Genomic DNA, 17,634 nt, shown 5'->3' on the forward strand with positions numbered 1-17,634 from the left:
GCTGGGTCCGGTTTTCGATAGTGCGGCGAGAATCTTGCAGCGATCGAGATCGGTGGCGTGGCCGCATCGCATAGCGGAAGCATCCACCGGCCCGACCGTTTTCCCAGGGTTCCGGCAATATTTTTCCCGACCTTTGAAGGCAATCAATTTGCCGGGCAGGAATTTCCGGATTCCGGGCATTTCCTGGAAAATTCGTTCCCAAACGGCTTGGCCGCCGGCCTTTCCAGCGTTGTTATATCAGGTGGCGATCTGCTAGAACGCCGGCACGAACCGATAGTGTCCAGCGGTGAAGCTTGAACCGGGCGGCTGAAAAAGACGCCCGATCCATCTGATGCAAGGTCTGGATGGCACGAGAGAACGCTCACAGTCCATGAACATCGCGCTTACGCATTTGCAGCGGCTCGAGGCCGAATCCATCCACATCTTCCGTGAGGTTGCCGCCTCCTTTTCCAAGCCGGTGATGCTCTATTCCGTCGGCAAGGATTCCTCCGTGCTGATGCATCTGGCGATGAAGGCCTTTTATCCGGCCAAGCCGCCTTTTCCGTTCCTGCATGTCGACACCACCTGGAAGTTCCGCGAGATGATCGCCTTTCGCGATCAGATGGCGCAGAAGCACGGCTTTGACCTGCTGGTCCATGTCAATGAAGACGGCGTGCGCGACGGCATCAACCCCTTCGACCACGGCTCGAACACCCACACCCATGTGATGAAGACCGTAGCGCTGCGCCAGGCGCTCGACAAATACGGTTTCGACGCCGCCTTCGGCGGAGCGCGGCGCGATGAGGAGAAGTCGCGCGCCAAGGAGCGCATCTTTTCCTTCCGCAACGCCCAGCATGTCTGGGACCCGAAGAACCAGCGGCCGGAAATGTGGAAGATCTTCAACACCCGCATCGCGCCGGGTGAATCGATCCGCGTCTTTCCGCTGTCGAACTGGACCGAGCTCGACATCTGGCAGTACATTCTGCAGGAGAACATTCCGATCGTGCCGCTCTATTTCGCCAAGGAGCGCGCGGTGGTCGAACGCGACGGCATGCTGATCATGAAGGATGACGATCGCATGCAATTGCGTCCCGGCGAGACGGTGGAGAACCGCCTGGTGCGCTTCCGCACCCTCGGCTGTTATCCGCTGACCGGCGCTATTGAATCCGACGCCGACACGCTGGAAGCCATTGTCGGCGAGATGCTGACGGCGCGCACTTCCGAGCGCCAGGGCCGCCTCATCGACCGCGATGAAGCCGGCTCGATGGAAAAGAAGAAGCGCGAGGGGTATTTCTGAGCATGCGCCACATCCTGGCCAAGAGCCTCGCCCCCAACGACGGCATCCGCGAATACATGGCGGCGCAGGAGAAGAAGTCGCTGCTGCGCTTCCTCACCTGCGGCTCGGTCGACGACGGCAAATCGACGCTGATCGGCCGCCTTCTGTCCGACACCAAGCAGATCTTCGAGGACCAGCTCGCAGCACTCGAGCGCGATTCCCGCAAGCACGGCACCACTGGCGACGACATCGACTTTGCGTTGCTGGTCGACGGCCTCGAGGCCGAGCGCGAGCAAGGCATCACCATCGACGTCGCTTATCGCTTCTTCGCCACGCCCAAGCGCAAGTTCATCGTCGCAGACACGCCTGGCCATGAACAGTACACCCGCAACATGGCGACCGGCGCCTCGACCGCCGATCTGGCCATCGTGCTCATCGATGCGCGCCAGGGCGTGCTGCGCCAGACCAGGCGCCACTCGATCATCGCCTCGCTGCTCGGCATCCGCCACATTGTGCTTGCCGTCAACAAGATCGATCTCGTCGATTTCGACCAGGCGGTGTTCGACCGCATCGTCGAGGACTATCGCCAGTTCTCGCATGAGCTCGGCTTCCAGACGATCGTGCCGATCCCGATGTCGGCTCGCTACGGCGACAATGTCACCAGCCGTTCCGACAAGACGGCGTGGTATTCCGGCCCTTCGCTGATCGAGCATCTCGAAACCGTGTCGGTCGACGAGGCGGCGGTCGAATTGCCGTTCCGGTTTCCGGTGCAGTATGTCAACCGGCCCAATCTCGACTTCCGCGGCTTTGCCGGCACCATCGCGTCCGGCCAGGTCGCCCAGGGCGACGAGGTCGTCGTCGCCAAATCCGGCAAGGCCTCGCGGGTCAAGCGCATCGTCGCCCATGGTGGCGATCTCGCCCAGGCCGTCGCCGGCCAGACCATCACCCTTGTGCTCGACGACGAGGTCGAAGTCTCGCGCGGCAACATGCTGGTGTCGCCAGCGGCGCGGCCGCAGGTTGCCGATCAGTTCGCCGCCAACATCGTCTGGTTCGACGAGGCAGCACTGCTGCCGGGCCGCTCCTACATACTGCGCACCGAGACCGACCAGACCAGCGCAACCGTCACCGACCTGAAATACCGCGTCAACGTCAACGACTTCGCCCGTGAGGCGGCAAAGTCGCTCGACATGAATGAAGTCGGCATCTGCAACATCTCGACCCGCGCGCCGATCGCCTTCGACACCTTCGCCGACAACCGCACCACCGGCGCCTTCATCCTGATCGACCGCATCACCAACGCCACGGTCGGCGCAGGCATGATCCTGCATACGCTGCGCCGCGCCGAAAACATCCATTGGCAGTCGCTCGATGTCGGCAAGCGCGGTCGCTCCGACCTGAAGGGCCAGCGCCCCGCCGTGTTCTGGTTCACTGGGCTTTCTGGTTCAGGCAAGTCGACCATCGCCAACCTGCTCGAGAAGAAGCTGTTCGCCTCGGGGCGCCACACCTACATTCTCGACGGCGACAATGTCCGCCACGGCCTTAACCGCGATCTCGGCTTCACCGATGCCGACCGCGTCGAAAACATCCGCCGCGTCGCCGAAGTGGCCAAGCTGATGGCCGACGCCGGGCTGATCGTCATCGTCTCCTTCATCTCGCCCTTCGCCGCCGAACGGCGTGTGGCGCGCGAATTGATGGCCGACGGCGAATTCGTCGAGGTGTTTGTCGATACGCCGTTCGAGGAATGCGCAAGGCGCGATCCGAAAGGCCTTTACGCGCGGGCGCTGAATGGCGAGATCAAGAACTTCACCGGCGTCGATTCACCGTATGAAGCCCCGGAAAAACCGGAAATCCATCTTAAGACACTCGGCAAGACGGCCGAGGAGATGGTAGAGGCTCTGGAACACTGGCTGAACGAGCGCGACATTGCTGAAGACCAATACGAAGCCGGCGGCGGCATCTGACGACGAGGTGATGATCGACGTGTTCGAGCGCCTGGCGCTCGAAGCCGGGCGCGAGGTGATGCGGGTCTTCAAGGCCGGCTGCTCGGTCGACAGCAAGTCCGACTCCTCGCCGGTGACGGAAGCCGACCGCGAGAGCGAGACGATCATCCTTGCCGGCCTGCGTGCGGCTTATCCCGACATTCCCTGCGTGGCCGAGGAAGAGGTGGCCGCCGGTATCGTGCCGCCCGATCTGGATGGCGCCTTTTTCCTGATCGATCCGCTCGACGGCACCAAGGAATTCGTCAACCGCAGGACCGATTTCACCGTCAACATCGCGCTTGTCCGGCATGGCGTGCCGGAGATCGGCGTCGTCTTCGCGCCGTGTAGCGGGCGATTCTTTTCGGGACGGCCGGGCAGCGCGGAATCCATCGAGGTCGATGGCGACTACCGGATCGTTGGCCGGCGACGGATTTCGGTCAGGACGGCGGTGACGCCGCTCGCCGTCGTGGCCAGTCGTTCGCACAACACGCCGGAGACCGAAGCCTTTATCAGGGACCTCGGCGCCGCCGAGATCGTCTCGGTCGGCTCATCGCTGAAATTCTGCCTGCTCGCCGCAGCCGAAGCCGACATCTATCCGCGCTTCGGCCGCACTATGGAATGGGATACGGCTGCAGGCGATGCGGTGCTGCGCGCCGCCGGCGGCATGACGCGCACGCTCGACGGCGAGCCGCTCACCTATGGCAAGCGCAGGCAGAGTGACGACGAGGATTTCGCCAACCCGCATTTTATTGCGAGTGGGAAGGCGGCGGAGGCGGCGTAAGAATTACGCTGCTGCTACATGCGCCGAGTTCGAGCCGATATAGTTGCGGATCATCTCGATGATGCGGTCCTGGTCGGCTTCGCTGAGATAGGGGTGCATCGGCAGGCACAGGATCCGCTTCGGCAGTTCCTCCGATACGGTAAGGCCGGTCGGCGTGCGCGGATAGTCGCGATAGGCGACCTGCTCGTGCAGCGGCTTCACATAATAGATCACCGAAGGGATGCCTTTTTCGCCGAGATGCGCCCTCAAGCCGTCGCGCTTCGGCGTCTCGATGGCGTATTGCGCCCAGGCCGAGCGGCCACCACCCAGATTGCGTGACGCCTTGACGATGTCGCCGAGACCTTCGGCATAGCGCTTGGCCACCACCTGGCGGGCGACCATCTCGTCTTCGAGGATGGCGAGCTTCTCGATCAGGATCGCCGCCTGGATCGTGTCGAGGCGTGAATTGATACCAACGCGAACATTGTCGTATTGCGTTTCGCCCTTGCCGTGGAAGGCAAACGAACGCAGTTGGTCGGCCAGCGCGTCGTCATTGGTGAACATCGCGCCGCCATCGCCGTAGCAGCCGAGCGGCTTTGCCGGATAGAAGCTGGTCGAGCCGACATGGCCGAAGGCGCCGCACATCTTGCCGTCGGCCGAGCCGCCCATCGACTGCGCCGCATCCTCGATCACCAGCAGGCCTTCGCGCTTGGCGATTGCCATGATCGCCTCGTAGTCGGCGGCAAGTCCGAATAGGTCGACCGGAATGATCGCCTTCGGCTTCAGCCTTCCTTCCTTCTTGATCATCGCGATCGCCGCCTCGAGGCTGGCGATGTCGATATTGTAGGTCTCGGCGTCGACATCGACGAAGACCGGTTCGGCCTTGGCCAACGCCACCACTTCCGCCGTTGCCGCGAAGGTGAAGCTCGGCACGAACACGGCGTCGCCGGGGCCGATGCCGGCTGCAAACAGCGGCAAAAGCAGCGCGTCGGTGCCGTTGGCGCAGGCCACGACATGCTTGGTGCCGATATAGGCCGCGAGCTTGTTTTCGAATTCGGTGACCTGCGGCCCGAGGATATAGCGGCCTTCCTCGACGACATTGTCGATCGCGGCCTTTAGCCGGTCGCGGATACGTTCGCGCTGTGCGCCAAGATCGATGAACTGCATGTCGGCCTCAAAACGGTAATGCGCGCGGGTTCCAGGGACAACGACACGCGCAGAAACAACAACTTAACCCGGCCCGCTGGTACCAGAGTTGGGCCGGTCGAGAAAGCCAGCCCGGCCAGGCGGCCGGTGGCCGAGGTGTCGCAGTCTGTTACCTCAGGTTTTTGCCGCACTGCAGCAAGATGCCGGAAATCCGGGCTTTCCAGGACGTGTCGCGGCTAATTTATCGCGTCTTTCCGGCCCGCGGAAACATAAAGTGATCGTGCTGTCGCAGTAGCGTGGGCCTGATGGCTGGTGGATCAGGCGATTTCATGCCGCCAGGGCGGGTTGGCGCCGGCCCGCGACACCGTCACCGCCGCCGCCTTGGCGCCCAGCGCCAACGCCTGGTGAATGGCGTCCTCGGAAAGGCCGCCGATGTCAGCCTTGGTGAGCAGACCCTGCTCGTGCAGCGAGGCCAGAATGCCGGCATTGAAAGTGTCGCCGGCGCCGACCGTGTCGACGACCTCGACCCTCTGTGGCATCACCGTGACCTTATGGTCGCGGCTGTAGCCGACAGCGCCTTCGCTGCCATGGGTGACGACGATCAGCTTCGGGCCGCGGTCCAGCCAGTTGCGAATGACGTCCTCATGCGAGCCGGCCTCGCCGAACCAGAGCAAATCCTCGTCCGACAGCTTCACAATGTCGGCCATCGCCATCATCGAGCGGATGCGACGCAGATGCCTGGCCTTGTCGGGGATGAAGTTCGGCCGGATGTTGGGGTCGAGCATCATGACGCGGCGCTGGTGCTCGCGCTTCATGAATTCCTCATAGGCAGCACCCGCCGGGTCCGAGATCAGGCTGATGGCGCCAAACAGCATCGCTTCGATCTCTGCGCCGAGTTCCGGCAGGTCTTCGATGGTCAACATCCGCCCGGCGGTGTTCTCGTCATAGAAGGTGTAGGTCGCCTGGCCGTTGGTGAGCCGCACGAAGGCCAGCGTGGTAGGGCGAGGGGAGGTGTGCGCATAGGTGGAGCTGACTTTGCTTGCCCCCAGCGCCTCGCGGAACTGGCCGCCGAACAGATCGGACGACAGGCCGGAAAAGAAGCCCGCCGGCGCGCCAAGGCGGCCAAGCGCGATCGCCGTGTTGAAGACCGCGCCGCCGACATAGGGCGCAAAGGCCGGCTCGCCCTGCGTGGTGGTGCGCGGCAGCATGTCGATCAGGGCTTCGCCGCAGCAGAGGATCATGGTTTCTTGTTCTCCGGCGGATGGATCACGCCTTTGCGGATGATGATGTTGGCATAGAGCCTGGGTTCACTGGTAGCGACTATGGCGTGCGCCGACCGGACGCGTGCATAGAAGTCGGCACCGGCCAGCGCAACCACTTTGCGTCCTGGTGCGCGCCGGGCGCAGAGTGCCTCGATCTCGTGGTGGACCGGATCGGCAAGTGAGGGATCGCCTCGGACCGACGCGCGAAACAGCGCTTCCGGCACGAAGTCGTCCACCGGCAGCACGCTCAATATGGCGTCGAGCACCGGTATCAGATGATGACCGTCGGCTCGCACCAGCCGGTTTGCCTGTTCTTCCGCCGGGTAGTTGCCGTCGACAAGCGCGATCTCGTCGCCATGGCCCATGGCCCGCAAGGTCGCCAGAAGCTCCGGACCGAGCAGCGACGGAATACCGATCAGCATTCAGGTGCTCCTGGAAATCGTGGTCGAACCGATGAGGAAGCGTTCGGACAGCGGCAGGCTGGCGCCGCCCAGCGCGCGGGCGTGGATGCCGACGGTGCCTTCGCGCACAACCGGCAGCTTCAGGCCTTCGCCGTCGATCGTGCCGATGGCCGCTTTGATCGCATCGACGAGGCGCCGCCGGACAGCGAGCGGCATCCAGCCATCGATCACCGCGGCCTCGAAATCGATCACCGAGGACGCCGATACGATTGCATAGGCAAGCGCCCGTGAGGCGCTGGCAATCCAGTCGTCCAGCTCGGCGCCGATGTCGCCCCATTCCTGCGGTGACGTCCAGAGATAGGAGCCGTCTATACCGCGGTCGCTGAGCGCCTTTTCCAGCATGGCGATCGAGGCAACGTCGATGAGCTGTGTCGGCTTGCCGTCCGGCCCGGGCACCGGCATCGAGCCCAGCGCCCCTGCATTGCCTGTTGGCCCACCAAAAAGCCGGCCGTTGAGCACGATGCCGCCGCCGGCAAAGGCGCCGATGTAGAAATAGACGAAGTCGCGCGCGCCGCCGGTCTGGCCGAACACCAGTTCGGCGCCGCAGGCCGACGTCGCGTCGTTCTGCAGATAGACCGGGAATTCGCATTGCGACTGGATGTCGGTGCGGATGTCGCGATGGCGCCACTCGTCCATGATGTCGCGCGGCGCACCGGCGGTGTCGACCCAGTTCCAAAGTTCGAACGGCATGGCTATGCCGAGCCCGGCAATGCGCCTGTCCTGGGCCGGTGTCAGTTCGGCGCGCATCGTCTTCATGCCCGATGTGACGAACTCCACCGTCTCGCGCGGCGCCGGATAGCGGTAGGAGTGCTGCAGCATGGAACGCACATGCCCAAGGAAATCGATCAGCACCAGCTCGGCGCTGCGGCGGCCGATTTTCAGGCCGATGAAGAATGCGCCTTCAGGGTTCAGCGCCATCGGAATGGAAGGCTGGCCGATCTTGCCGCGCAACGGCGCCTGGCGCACCAGCAGGCTGTCTTCCTCGAGTTCGCGCATGATGACCGAGACGGTCTGGGCGGAAAGCCCGGTCATGCGCGCAATGTCCGATTTGGCCAGGCTGCCATGCTGGCGCACCAGCGACAGCACCAGCCGCTCATTGTGGTCGCGCATGCCGCTCTGGTTGGTGCCACGGTGGAGACGGCTGGCGGCCGCCTCGGGCGAACCGTGCCTCGCAATGCCGGTCTCCACCCTTGTTCCTTCCCTTGGTTTATTCTTACTGCTTTTGCGGCAGAATGAGTGAACCGTGCAATGCTGTCAATAATAAATAAGAGTGATTTAATTATTGACAGGCGCCTCCCGCTGGTGTCATTTGAGGACGCGTCCACACTGGGAGAACTTCAGTGGATGCGCTCGAGATGCCGGTTGGCGGCATCCGCATGGTTCCATGGGAGGAAGATCGTGACCAAAGCATTATTGAAGTCCACCGTGTTCGCCGCGGCGGGCCTCGGCCTGATGGCGTTTGCTTCGACAGCATCGGCCGCCGGCGTCGGCGCCTGCCTGATCACCAAGACCGACACCAACCCTTTCTTCGTCAAGATGAAGGAGGGCGCGACCGCCAAGTCCAAGGAGCTTGGCGTCGACCTCAAGACCTATGCCGGCAAGATCGACGGCGACAGCGAAAGCCAGGTGGCGGCGATCGAAAGCTGTATCGCCGACGGCGCCAAGGGTATCCTGATCACCGCGTCCGACACCAAGGGCATTGTGCCGACGGTGAAGAAGGCGCGTGACGCCGGCCTGCTGGTGATTGCGCTCGATACCCCGCTTGACCCGATCGATGCCGCCGACGCGACCTTCGCGACGGACAATCTGGAAGCCGGCAAGCTGATCGGCGCCTGGGCCGCCGCAACCCTCGGCGACAAGGCCAAGGATGCCAAGATCGGCTTCCTAGACCTGACGCCGTCGCAGCCGACCGTGGACGTGCTGCGCGACCAGGGTTTCATGATGGGCTTCGGCATCGACGTGAAGGACCCCAACAAGATCGGCGATGAGGACGATGCGCGCATCGTCGGCCACGACGTGACGAACGGCAACGAAGAGGGTGGCCGCAAGGCGATGGAAAACCTTCTGCAGAAGGACAACACCATCACCGTCATCCACACCATCAACGAGCCTGCCGCCGTCGGTGCCTACCAGGCGCTCAAGGCTGTCGGTCTCGAAAGCCAGGTGCTGATCGTCTCGGTCGATGGCGGCTGCCCAGGTGTCAAGTCGGTGACCGAAGGCGTCATCGGCGCCACCTCGCAGCAATATCCGCTGCAGATGGCGGCACTCGGCATCGAGGCGATCGCCGCCTTCGCCAAGGACGGCACCAAGCCCAAGCCGACCGAAGGCAAGAATTTCTTCGACACCGGCGTCAATCTCGTCACCGACAAGCCGGCCAATGGCGTGAAGTCGATCGACACCAAGGAAGGCCTCGCCAAGTGCTGGGGCTGATGGCTGGCTGACAGCCGGCAACAAGCTGACGGCCGGGGCTTGATCCCCGGCCGCTTCGGGTGGACGATGCGCCACTGTAAACGCGAATAATCCCGGCACCAGACCGGACAGGCGCGAGCGGGTGTCGGCATGGAGCCGAGGCCCAGGGGAGGAAACATGGTTCAGGCTCAGGAATTCGAAAAAGTTCTCTCGAGCAGCGACACAAGCGTTGCGGCTTTTGACGAGCACAAATCGGCCGTCAAGCGCATCCAGCATTTCCTGCACTCGACACCGGCGGCGGTGCCGCTGATTGTGCTGGTCCTGTCGATCGTCATTTTCGGCATCGCCATCGGCGGGCGTTTCTTTTCATCCTATACTCTCACGTTGATCCTGCAGCAGATCGCCATCGTCGGCATCCTCGGTGCCGCGCAGACGCTGGTCATCCTGACCGCAGGCATTGATCTGTCGATCGGCGTGATCATGGTGATTTCGGCCGTGATCATGGGCAATTGCGCGGTCAGCTACGGTATGCCGGCCGTGCTCGCAGTGCCCATCGGACTTGCCGCCGGCGCGGCCTGCGGCCTGCTCAACGGCTTGCTGGTCGCCTACATGAAGCTGCCGCCGTTCATCGTCACGCTCGGCACCTGGAACATCGTCATGGCGACGAACTTCATTTATTCGGCCAACGAGACGATCCGCGACACCGACGTCGACACCCAGGCGCCGCTGCTGCATCTCTTTGCCCTGAGCTTCAAGGTCGGCACGGCGGTGTTGACACTCGGCGTCATCGCCACGGTCGTGCTTGTTATGGTCCTTTGGTACGTGCTCAACCACACCGCATGGGGCCGCCATGTCTACGCTGTTGGCGATGATCAGGAGGCGGCGAAGCTCTCTGGCATCCAGACCAAGAAGGTCTTGGTGACGGTCTACACCCTTGCCGGGTTGATCGCCGCTTTCGCTGCCTGGGTCTCCATCGGTCGCAACGGCTCCATCTCGCCGTCAGCCGCCGTTACCGACTACAATCTGCAGGCGATCACCGCGACGGTGATTGGCGGTATTTCACTGTTCGGCGGACGCGGCTCAATTCTGGGCACGCTGTTCGGCGCGATGATCGTCGGTGTCGTTTCGATGGGCCTCAACATGCTGGGCGCCGATCCGCAATGGAAGGTGCTGCTGACCGGTGTGCTGATCATCGGCGCCGTGGCGATCGACCAATGGATCAGAAAGGTTTCGGCATAATCATGACCCAGGAACCCATCCTCACCGCGCGCGGCCTGATCAAGCGCTATGGCCGCGTGACCGCCCTCGACAACGCCGATTTCGACCTCTATCCGGGTGAAATCCTCGCCGTCATCGGCGACAACGGCGCCGGCAAATCGTCGCTCATCAAGGCGATTTCGGGCGCGGCAGTGCCCGACGAAGGGGAAATCCGGCTTGAAGGCAAACCCGTTGCCTTCAAGTCGCCGATGGAGGCCCGGGAAGCCGGCATCGAAACCGTCTACCAGAATCTGGCGCTGTCGCCGGCGCTCTCGATCGCCGACAACATGTTCCTCGGCCGCGAAATCCGCAAACCCGGCTTCCTCGGCCAATGGCTGCGCATGCTCGACCGTCCGGCGATGGAAAAGCGCGCCCGCGACAAACTGACCGAACTCGGCCTGATGACCATCCAGAACATCAGCCAGGCGGTAGAAACGCTCTCGGGCGGCCAGCGCCAGGGCGTGGCTGTGGCGCGCGCCGCTGCCTTCGGCAGTCGCGTGGTGATCATGGACGAGCCGACGGCCGCGCTTGGCGTCAAGGAAAGCCGCCGCGTGCTGGAACTGATCCTCGACGTCAAGAAGCGCGGCCTGCCGATCGTGCTGATCTCGCACAACATGCCGCATGTCTTCGAGGTCGCGGACCGCATCCACATCCATCGGCTCGGCCGGCGCCTCTGCGTCGTCGATCCGAAGCAGATTTCGATGTCGGATGCGGTGGCGCTGATGACCGGGGCCAAGAAGCCGCCGGAGGATGCGCTGGCGGCCTGACCGGCCCTACGGGTAAATTGCCGCAGGGGAAGCATGCGGCATCTCAGCCTAAATCGATTGAATATATGCTGCAATGCACTAGGATAGGCTGGGACTTGCGGTGAAAGCCGGTATGATCGCAGCACGATCACGAGAGGCAGTATGACGCGAACAATGACAGCCAAAGCCCCTGATCTCGAAATCCCCGATCCCAAGACGCTCGCCGACGAAGTGCTGTCAGCCCTCAAATACAGGGTCGGCAAGGGCACCAACGTCGCCACGCAATATGATTGGCTGACGGCCTCGATCAAGGTCGTGCGCGACCGCATCGTCGATCACTGGATGCAGGCGACGCAGGAGGCCTACGCCCAGCAGGAAAAGCGCGTCTATTACCTGTCGCTGGAATTCCTCATCGGCCGGCTGATGCGCGATGCCTTCTCCAATCTCGGCCTGATGGACAATATGCGCGAGGCGCTGAAGTCGCTGGGCGTCGACCTCGACCTCATCGCCGGGCTCGAGCCGGATGCAGCGCTCGGCAATGGCGGTCTCGGCCGGCTTGCCGCCTGCTTCATGGAAAGCATGGCAACCGTCGACATTCCCGCCCATGGCTACGGCATCCGCTACGCCAATGGCATGTTCCGCCAGGAGATCCATGACGGCTGGCAGGTCGAACTGCCCGAGACCTGGCTCGACCACGGCAACCCTTGGGAGTTCGAACGCCGCGAGCGTGCCTTCGAGGTCGGCTTCGGCGGTTCGGTGGAATCGATCACCTCCAAGGACGGCCGGCTCGAACGCCACGTCTGGAAGCCGACAGAGCATGTCCAGGCCGTCGCCTACGACACGCCGGTGGTCGGCTGGCGGGCCAACCGCGTCAACACGCTGCGGCTGTGGTCCGGCATGCCGATCGATCCGATCCTGCTCGACAAGTTCAACGCCGGCGACCACATCGGCGCGCTTGCCGAAAGCAACAAGGCCGATGCGCTGTCGCGCGTGCTTTACCCCGCCGATTCCCACAAGGCCGGGCAGGAACTGCGGCTGCGCCAGGAATACTTCTTCTCCACCGCCTCGCTGCAGGACATCGTCCAGCGCCATCTGAGCCAGTATGGCGATCTCGTCTCGCTGCCCGACAAGGCCGCGATCCATCTCAACGACACCCATCCGGCGATTGCCGTGCCGGAGCTGATGCGCTTGCTGATGGATGTCCACGGCATGGATTTCGACCAGGCCTGGGACATCACCAAGCGCACCTTCGGTTACACCAACCACACGCTGCTGCCCGAGGCGCTGGAAAGCTGGCCGGTTCCGCTGTTCGAGCGGCTTTTGCCGCGCCACATGCAGATCGTCTACGCCATCAATGCACAGGTGCTGCTGGAGGCCCGTGCCACCAACCAGTTCTCCAACGAGCAGATCAGCCGCATCTCGCTGATCCAGGAAGCCGGCGACCGCCGCGTGCGCATGGGCAACCTGGCCTTTGTCGGCTCGCACTCGATCAACGGCGTGTCGGCGCTGCATACAGAGCTGATGAAGGAGACGGTGTTTGCCGATCTCCACAAGCTCTATCCCGATCGCATCAACAACAAGACCAACGGCATTACGCCGCGGCGCTGGCTGATCCAGTGCAATCCAGGTCTCACCGCGCTCACCCGTGAAGCGATCGGTGACCGCTTCCTCGACGATATCGACGCCATCAAGGGGCTCGATGCCTTTGCCGGCGACGCCGCCTTCCGTGACAAGTTTGCTGCGGTCAAGCGCTCCAACAAGGTCAAGCTTGCCAATCTCGTCGCCGACCGGCTTGGCATCAAGGTCGATCCGTCTGCGCTGTTCGACATCCAGGTCAAGCGCATCCACGAATACAAGCGCCAACTGCTCAACATCCTGGAAGCCATCGCCCTTTACGACCAGATCCGCTCGCATCCCGAGCTGGACTGGATGCCGCGCGTCAAATTCTTCGGCGGCAAGGCGGCGCCCAGCTACCACAATGCCAAGCTGATCATCAAACTTGCCAACGACGTCGCCAAGGTCATCAATAGCGACCCGTCGGTGCGCGGCCTGCTGAAGGTGGTGTTCGTACCGAACTACAATGTCAGCCTGGCCGAAGTGATGATGCCGGCCGCCGACCTGTCGGAGCAGATATCGACCGCCGGCATGGAAGCCTCGGGCACCGGCAACATGAAGTTCGCCCTGAATGGCGCCTTGACCATCGGCACGCTCGACGGCGCCAATGTCGAGATCAAGGAGTGCGTCGGCGACGACAACATCTTCATCTTCGGGTTGACCACGGCCGAAGTCGCCGAGCGGCGCGCCAATGGCTACAACCCGCGCGCCGTCATCGAAGGATCGCCGGAACTGGCGCAGGCTGTCGCTGCCGTCTCGTCGGGCGTTTTCTCGCCCGATCAGCCGGATCGCTACCGCGAACTGGTCGACGGTCTCTACAACACCGATTGGTTCATGGTGGCGGCGGATTTCGACGCCTACGCCGCTGCCCAGCGCGATGTCGACGCCGTCTGGCGCAACAGTCCCGACTGGTACGCACGTGCAATCCGCAACGTCGCCCGCGTCGGTTGGTTCTCTTCCGATCGCACAATCCGCCAATATGCGAAAGAAATCTGGAACGTGCCCGCCTGATATGATTGCATGAGGCCCACGAACAATGTGGCCTCGTGCATGTCGCCCAAAAGTGCATAGCGGTTTTGGGCCAACGACATGCACAAAACAAAATAGCACCCTGGGAGGGACGCTACCTGATGAGGAAACCGCGCGTGACCGCTGCGACAAGCGGGCCGGACGGGCTGGCGCCAGCCGGCGATGTCGCGGCGATTGTTGCCGGCACGCACGGCGATCCCTTCGCGGTTCTGGGTGTGCATGAAGCCGGCAAGGGCTTCGTTGCCCGCTGCTTCGTGCCCAATGCCGAGTTTGTCACCGCCTATACGCTGACCGGCAAGGAAGTCGGCGAACTCTCACGCCGCGACGATGCCGGTTTCTTCGAGGGCAAGGTTTCGATCCGCAAACGCCAGCCGCTGCGCTATCACGCCAAAAATGCCGGCGGCGACTGGTGGCTGACCGATCCCTATTCCTTCGGCCCGGTGCTCGGCCCGATGGACGACTATTACATCGCCCAGGGGTCGCATCTCCGGCTGTTCGACAAGCTCGGCGCCCATCTCATCGACCATGAGGGCGCGTCGGGCGTGCATTTTGCCGTCTGGGCGCCCAATGCGCGGCGTGTCTCGGTGGTCGGCGACTTCAACGAATGGGACGGCCGCCGCCATACGATGCGCGACCGCCGCGACACCGGCATCTGGGAACTGTTCATTCCCGATATCGGCGCTGGCCGGCCCTACAAATACGAGATCATTGCCCCTGATGGCGTGCGCCTGCCGCTCAAGGCCGATCCGTTCGCCTTCAAATCCGAGCTTCGCCCGGCCACCGCTTCGGTGACGGCGGTGCCGCCGGCGCATGAATGGGGTGACGAAGCGCACCGCAGCTACTGGCGCAAGGCCGATCTGCGGCGAGAAGCCATATCGATCTACGAGGTCCATGCCGGTTCGTGGCAGCAACACGATGACGGCAGCTTCCTGTCATGGGACGAACTCGCCGACCAGCTGATCCCCTATGCTGTCGAAACCGGCTTCACCCACATCGAATTCCTGCCGATCTCCGAACATCCCTATGACCCGTCATGGGGTTATCAGACAACCGGACTCTATGCCCCGTCCGCGCGCTTCGGCGATCCTGACGGTTTTGCCCGTTTCGTCGACGGTGCGCACCGCGCCGGCGTCGGCGTCATCCTCGACTGGGTGCCGGCGCATTTCCCGGTCGACGCGCATGGCCTGGCCAATTTCGACGGCACCGCACTTTATGAGCATGCCGATCCGCGCAAGGGTTTTCATCCCGACTGGAACACCGCAATCTACAATTTCGGCCGCCGCGAGGTGGTGTCGTTCCTCGTCAACAATGCGCTGTTCTGGGCCGAGAAATACCATGTCGACGGTTTGCGCGTCGATGCGGTCGCCTCGATGCTCTACCTCGACTATTCGCGCAAGGCGGGCGAATGGATCCCCAACGAGAAGGGTGGTCGCGAAAACCTCGAAGCGGTGTCCTTCCTGCAGAAGATGAACAAGGAGGTCTACGGCCACCATCCCGGCGTGATGACCATCGCCGAGGAATCGACGTCATGGCCGAAGGTCTCCGCCCCGGTGCATGAAGGCGGACTGGGCTTCGGCTTCAAGTGGAACATGGGCTTCATGCACGACACGCTGGAGTATTTTGCCAAGGAGCCGATCTTCCGCAAACACCACCACAACGACCTTACCTTCGGCCTGACCTACGCCTTTTCAGAGAATTTCGTGCTGCCGCTTTCCCATGACGAGGTCGTGCACGGCAAAGGCACGCTGCTCGGCAAGATGGCCGGCGACGACTGGCAGAAATTCGCGACTTTGCGCGCCTTTTACGCCTTCATGTGGGGCTATCCCGGCAAGAAGCTGTTGTTTATGGGCCAGGAATTCGCCCAGCGCCGCGAGTGGAGCGAAGCGCGCGCGCTCGACTGGAACCTTCTCGATTTCCGCCCGCATCGCGGCGTCTGGCAGACGGTGCGCGACCTCAACTACCTCTATCGCTCGCGCCCGGCGCTGCATGCGCGTGACTGCGAGCCGGAAGGCTTCTCCTGGCTGATCGTCGATGACAAGGAGAACTCGGTCTTCGCCTGGCTGCGCAGCGCGCCGGACGGCAATCCCATCGCCGTCGTTTCCAACTTCACGCCGGTGCCGCGCGACAGCTATCGCGTGCCGTTGCCCGAGGTCGGCAAATGGCGCGAAATCATCAACACCGACGCTTCGGACTATGGTGGTTCGGGCAAGGGCAATGGCGGCGTGGTCGAAGCCAGGGCGGAGGGAGGAGGCATTTCGGCGACGATGCTTTTGCCGCCGCTGTCGACGATCATGCTTGAATTCATTGCGGACTAGGTCCGTCAATGCGCTGCGGACGAAGTCCGTCAGCTTGTTGGCGACTGAGCGATGCACCAGACTGGTAATTTGGGAGGGTAAAAAATGGCAGACTTGAAAAGAACCCAGCCGCTGGCGCGCGATGCCATGGCCTATGTGCTGGCCGGCGGCCGCGGCAGCCGGCTCAAGGAATTGACCGACCGCCGCGCCAAGCCGGCTGTTTATTTCGGCGGCAAGACGCGCATCATCGATTTCGCGCTGTCCAATGCGCTCAACTCCGGCATTCGCCGCCTCGGTGTCGCCACCCAATACAAGGCGCATTCGCTGATCCGCCACCTGCAGCGCGGCTGGAACTTCCTGCGCCCCGAGCGAAACGAAAGCTTCGACATCCTGCCGGCCAGCCAGCGTGTCTCGGAAACCCAGTGGTATGAAGGCACCGCCGACGCCGTCTACCAGAACATCGATATCATCGAGGCCTATGGCCCCGAATACATGGTCATCCTCGCCGGCGACCACATCTACAAGATGGACTACGAGCTGATGCTGCGTCAGCACGTCGACGCCAATGCCGACGTCACCGTCGGTTGCCTCGAAGTGCCGCGCATGGAAGCGACCGGCTTCGGCGTCATGCATGTCGATGACAAGGACAACATCATCGCCTTCGTCGAAAAGCCCGCCGATCCGCCTGGTATCCCCGACAAGCCGGAATTCGCGCTGGCCTCGATGGGCATCTATGTCTTCAAGACCAAGTTCCTGATGGAACAGCTGCGCCGCGATGCCGCCGAGCCGGGTTCCAGCCGCGACTTCGGCAAGGACATCATCCCCTACATCGTCCAGAACGGTAAGGCGATTGCGCATCGCTTCGCCAAATCCTGCGTGCGCTCGACGGCCGAGAACGAGGCCTATTGGCGCGATGTCGGCACCGTCGATGCCTATTGGGAAGCCAATATCGACCTGACCGACATTACCCCCGAACTCGACCTCTACGACCGCGACTGGCCGATCTGGACCTATGCCGAATTGAAGCCGCCGGCAAAGTTCGTGCATGACGAGGATGGCCGGCGCGGTTCGGCCGTCTCCTCGCTGGTGTCGGGCGACTGCATCGTTTCAGGTGCTTCGCTGAAGCGCAGCCTGATCTTCACCGGTGCGCGCATCAACTCCTATTCGACGCTGGAAGAAGTCGTCATGCTGCCCGACGTTCATGTCGGGCGGAACGCAAAGTTGAAGCGCGTCGTCATCGACCACGGTGTAAGGATACCGGAAGGCTTGGTGGTTGGCGAAGACGCAGCGCTCGACGCCAAGCGTTTCCGCGTTTCGGAGAAGGGCATCTGCCTGGTCACGCAGGACATGATCGACAAGTTGAAGCTTTAGGAGCTATTCCAGGAAAAGTGTGAAACGGCTTTCCGTCCGGAATTGCGCAAA

The 17,634-nt window shown here is 62.7% G+C and carries 14 protein-coding genes; 10 read left to right on the top strand and 4 right to left on the bottom strand.

Going from position 1 to position 17,634, the window contains the following annotated elements; all coding sequences use genetic code 11:
- The first annotated feature begins 57 nt into the window (after positions 1-57).
- The 4 genes from ACWTU9_RS14215 to cysQ all read left to right on the top strand — a co-directional run bounded on the left by ACWTU9_RS14215 (position 58) and on the right by cysQ (position 4,015).
- Positions 58-297 carry a hypothetical protein gene (locus ACWTU9_RS14215; RefSeq protein ID WP_455858817.1) on the top strand — a complete coding sequence of 80 codons (240 nt, stop codon included), beginning with the start codon at positions 58-60 and terminating at the stop codon, positions 295-297.
- Between the two features lie 73 nt (positions 298-370).
- Complete coding sequence (cysD, locus tag ACWTU9_RS14220) at positions 371-1,276, top strand: sulfate adenylyltransferase subunit CysD (RefSeq protein ID WP_455858818.1); 906 nt, start codon at positions 371-373, stop codon at positions 1,274-1,276.
- Between the two features lie 2 nt (positions 1,277-1,278).
- A complete protein-coding gene (gene cysN / locus ACWTU9_RS14225; protein WP_455858819.1) occupies positions 1,279-3,216 on the top strand; it encodes a sulfate adenylyltransferase subunit CysN in 1,938 nt (645 codons plus the stop codon).
- A gap of 10 nt (positions 3,217-3,226) precedes the next feature.
- On the top strand, positions 3,227-4,015 hold the full coding sequence (gene cysQ, locus ACWTU9_RS14230; protein WP_455858912.1) for a 3'(2'),5'-bisphosphate nucleotidase CysQ: 789 nt from the start codon (positions 3,227-3,229) through the stop codon (positions 4,013-4,015).
- Positions 4,016-4,018: 3 nt separating this feature from the next.
- Here the strand turns inward: cysQ and ACWTU9_RS14235 are convergent, their stop codons facing one another.
- From ACWTU9_RS14235 to ACWTU9_RS14250, 4 genes are all read right to left on the bottom strand, one after another.
- Positions 4,019-5,161 carry a DegT/DnrJ/EryC1/StrS family aminotransferase gene (locus tag ACWTU9_RS14235; RefSeq protein ID WP_455858820.1) on the bottom strand — a complete coding sequence of 381 codons (1,143 nt, stop codon included), beginning with the start codon at positions 5,159-5,161 and terminating at the stop codon, positions 4,019-4,021.
- A 296-nt stretch (positions 5,162-5,457) separates the two neighbouring features.
- Positions 5,458-6,381, bottom strand: a complete 924-nt coding sequence (locus ACWTU9_RS14240) for a carbohydrate kinase family protein (RefSeq protein WP_455858821.1) — start codon at positions 6,379-6,381, stop codon at positions 5,458-5,460.
- On the bottom strand, positions 6,378-6,824 hold the full coding sequence (locus tag ACWTU9_RS14245; protein ID WP_454586593.1) for an RbsD/FucU family protein: 447 nt from the start codon (positions 6,822-6,824) through the stop codon (positions 6,378-6,380). Before ACWTU9_RS14245 ends, ACWTU9_RS14240 begins: the two co-directional genes overlap by 4 nt.
- Complete coding sequence (locus ACWTU9_RS14250; RefSeq protein WP_454573861.1) at positions 6,825-8,051, bottom strand: ROK family transcriptional regulator; 1,227 nt, start codon at positions 8,049-8,051, stop codon at positions 6,825-6,827.
- A gap of 264 nt (positions 8,052-8,315) precedes the next feature.
- Here ACWTU9_RS14250 and ACWTU9_RS14255 point away from each other — a divergent pair, with 264 nt between their 5' ends.
- The 6 genes from ACWTU9_RS14255 to glgC all read left to right on the top strand — a co-directional run bounded on the left by ACWTU9_RS14255 (position 8,316) and on the right by glgC (position 17,583).
- On the top strand, positions 8,316-9,293 hold the full coding sequence (locus tag ACWTU9_RS14255; RefSeq protein ID WP_454586905.1) for a substrate-binding domain-containing protein: 978 nt from the start codon (positions 8,316-8,318) through the stop codon (positions 9,291-9,293).
- 156 nt (positions 9,294-9,449) lie between these two features.
- Positions 9,450-10,511, top strand: coding sequence for an ABC transporter permease (locus ACWTU9_RS14260; RefSeq protein WP_454586591.1), 1,062 nt, complete (start codon positions 9,450-9,452; stop codon positions 10,509-10,511).
- Positions 10,512-10,513: 2 nt separating this feature from the next.
- Complete coding sequence (locus tag ACWTU9_RS14265; protein ID WP_454586590.1) at positions 10,514-11,296, top strand: ATP-binding cassette domain-containing protein; 783 nt, start codon at positions 10,514-10,516, stop codon at positions 11,294-11,296.
- 141 nt (positions 11,297-11,437) lie between these two features.
- A complete protein-coding gene (locus tag ACWTU9_RS14270) occupies positions 11,438-13,900 on the top strand; it encodes a glycogen/starch/alpha-glucan phosphorylase (protein WP_455858822.1) in 2,463 nt (820 codons plus the stop codon).
- A 119-nt stretch (positions 13,901-14,019) separates the two neighbouring features.
- Positions 14,020-16,233 carry a 1,4-alpha-glucan branching protein GlgB gene (gene glgB, locus ACWTU9_RS14275; protein ID WP_455858823.1) on the top strand — a complete coding sequence of 738 codons (2,214 nt, stop codon included), beginning with the start codon at positions 14,020-14,022 and terminating at the stop codon, positions 16,231-16,233.
- Positions 16,234-16,317: 84 nt separating this feature from the next.
- Positions 16,318-17,583 (top strand): glucose-1-phosphate adenylyltransferase, encoded by a 1,266-nt coding sequence (gene glgC / locus ACWTU9_RS14280; RefSeq protein WP_455858824.1) that lies wholly within the window; start codon positions 16,318-16,320, stop codon positions 17,581-17,583.
- The last annotated feature ends 51 nt before the right edge of the window (positions 17,584-17,634 follow it).

This window comes from Mesorhizobium sp. 128a (assembly GCF_053848025.1).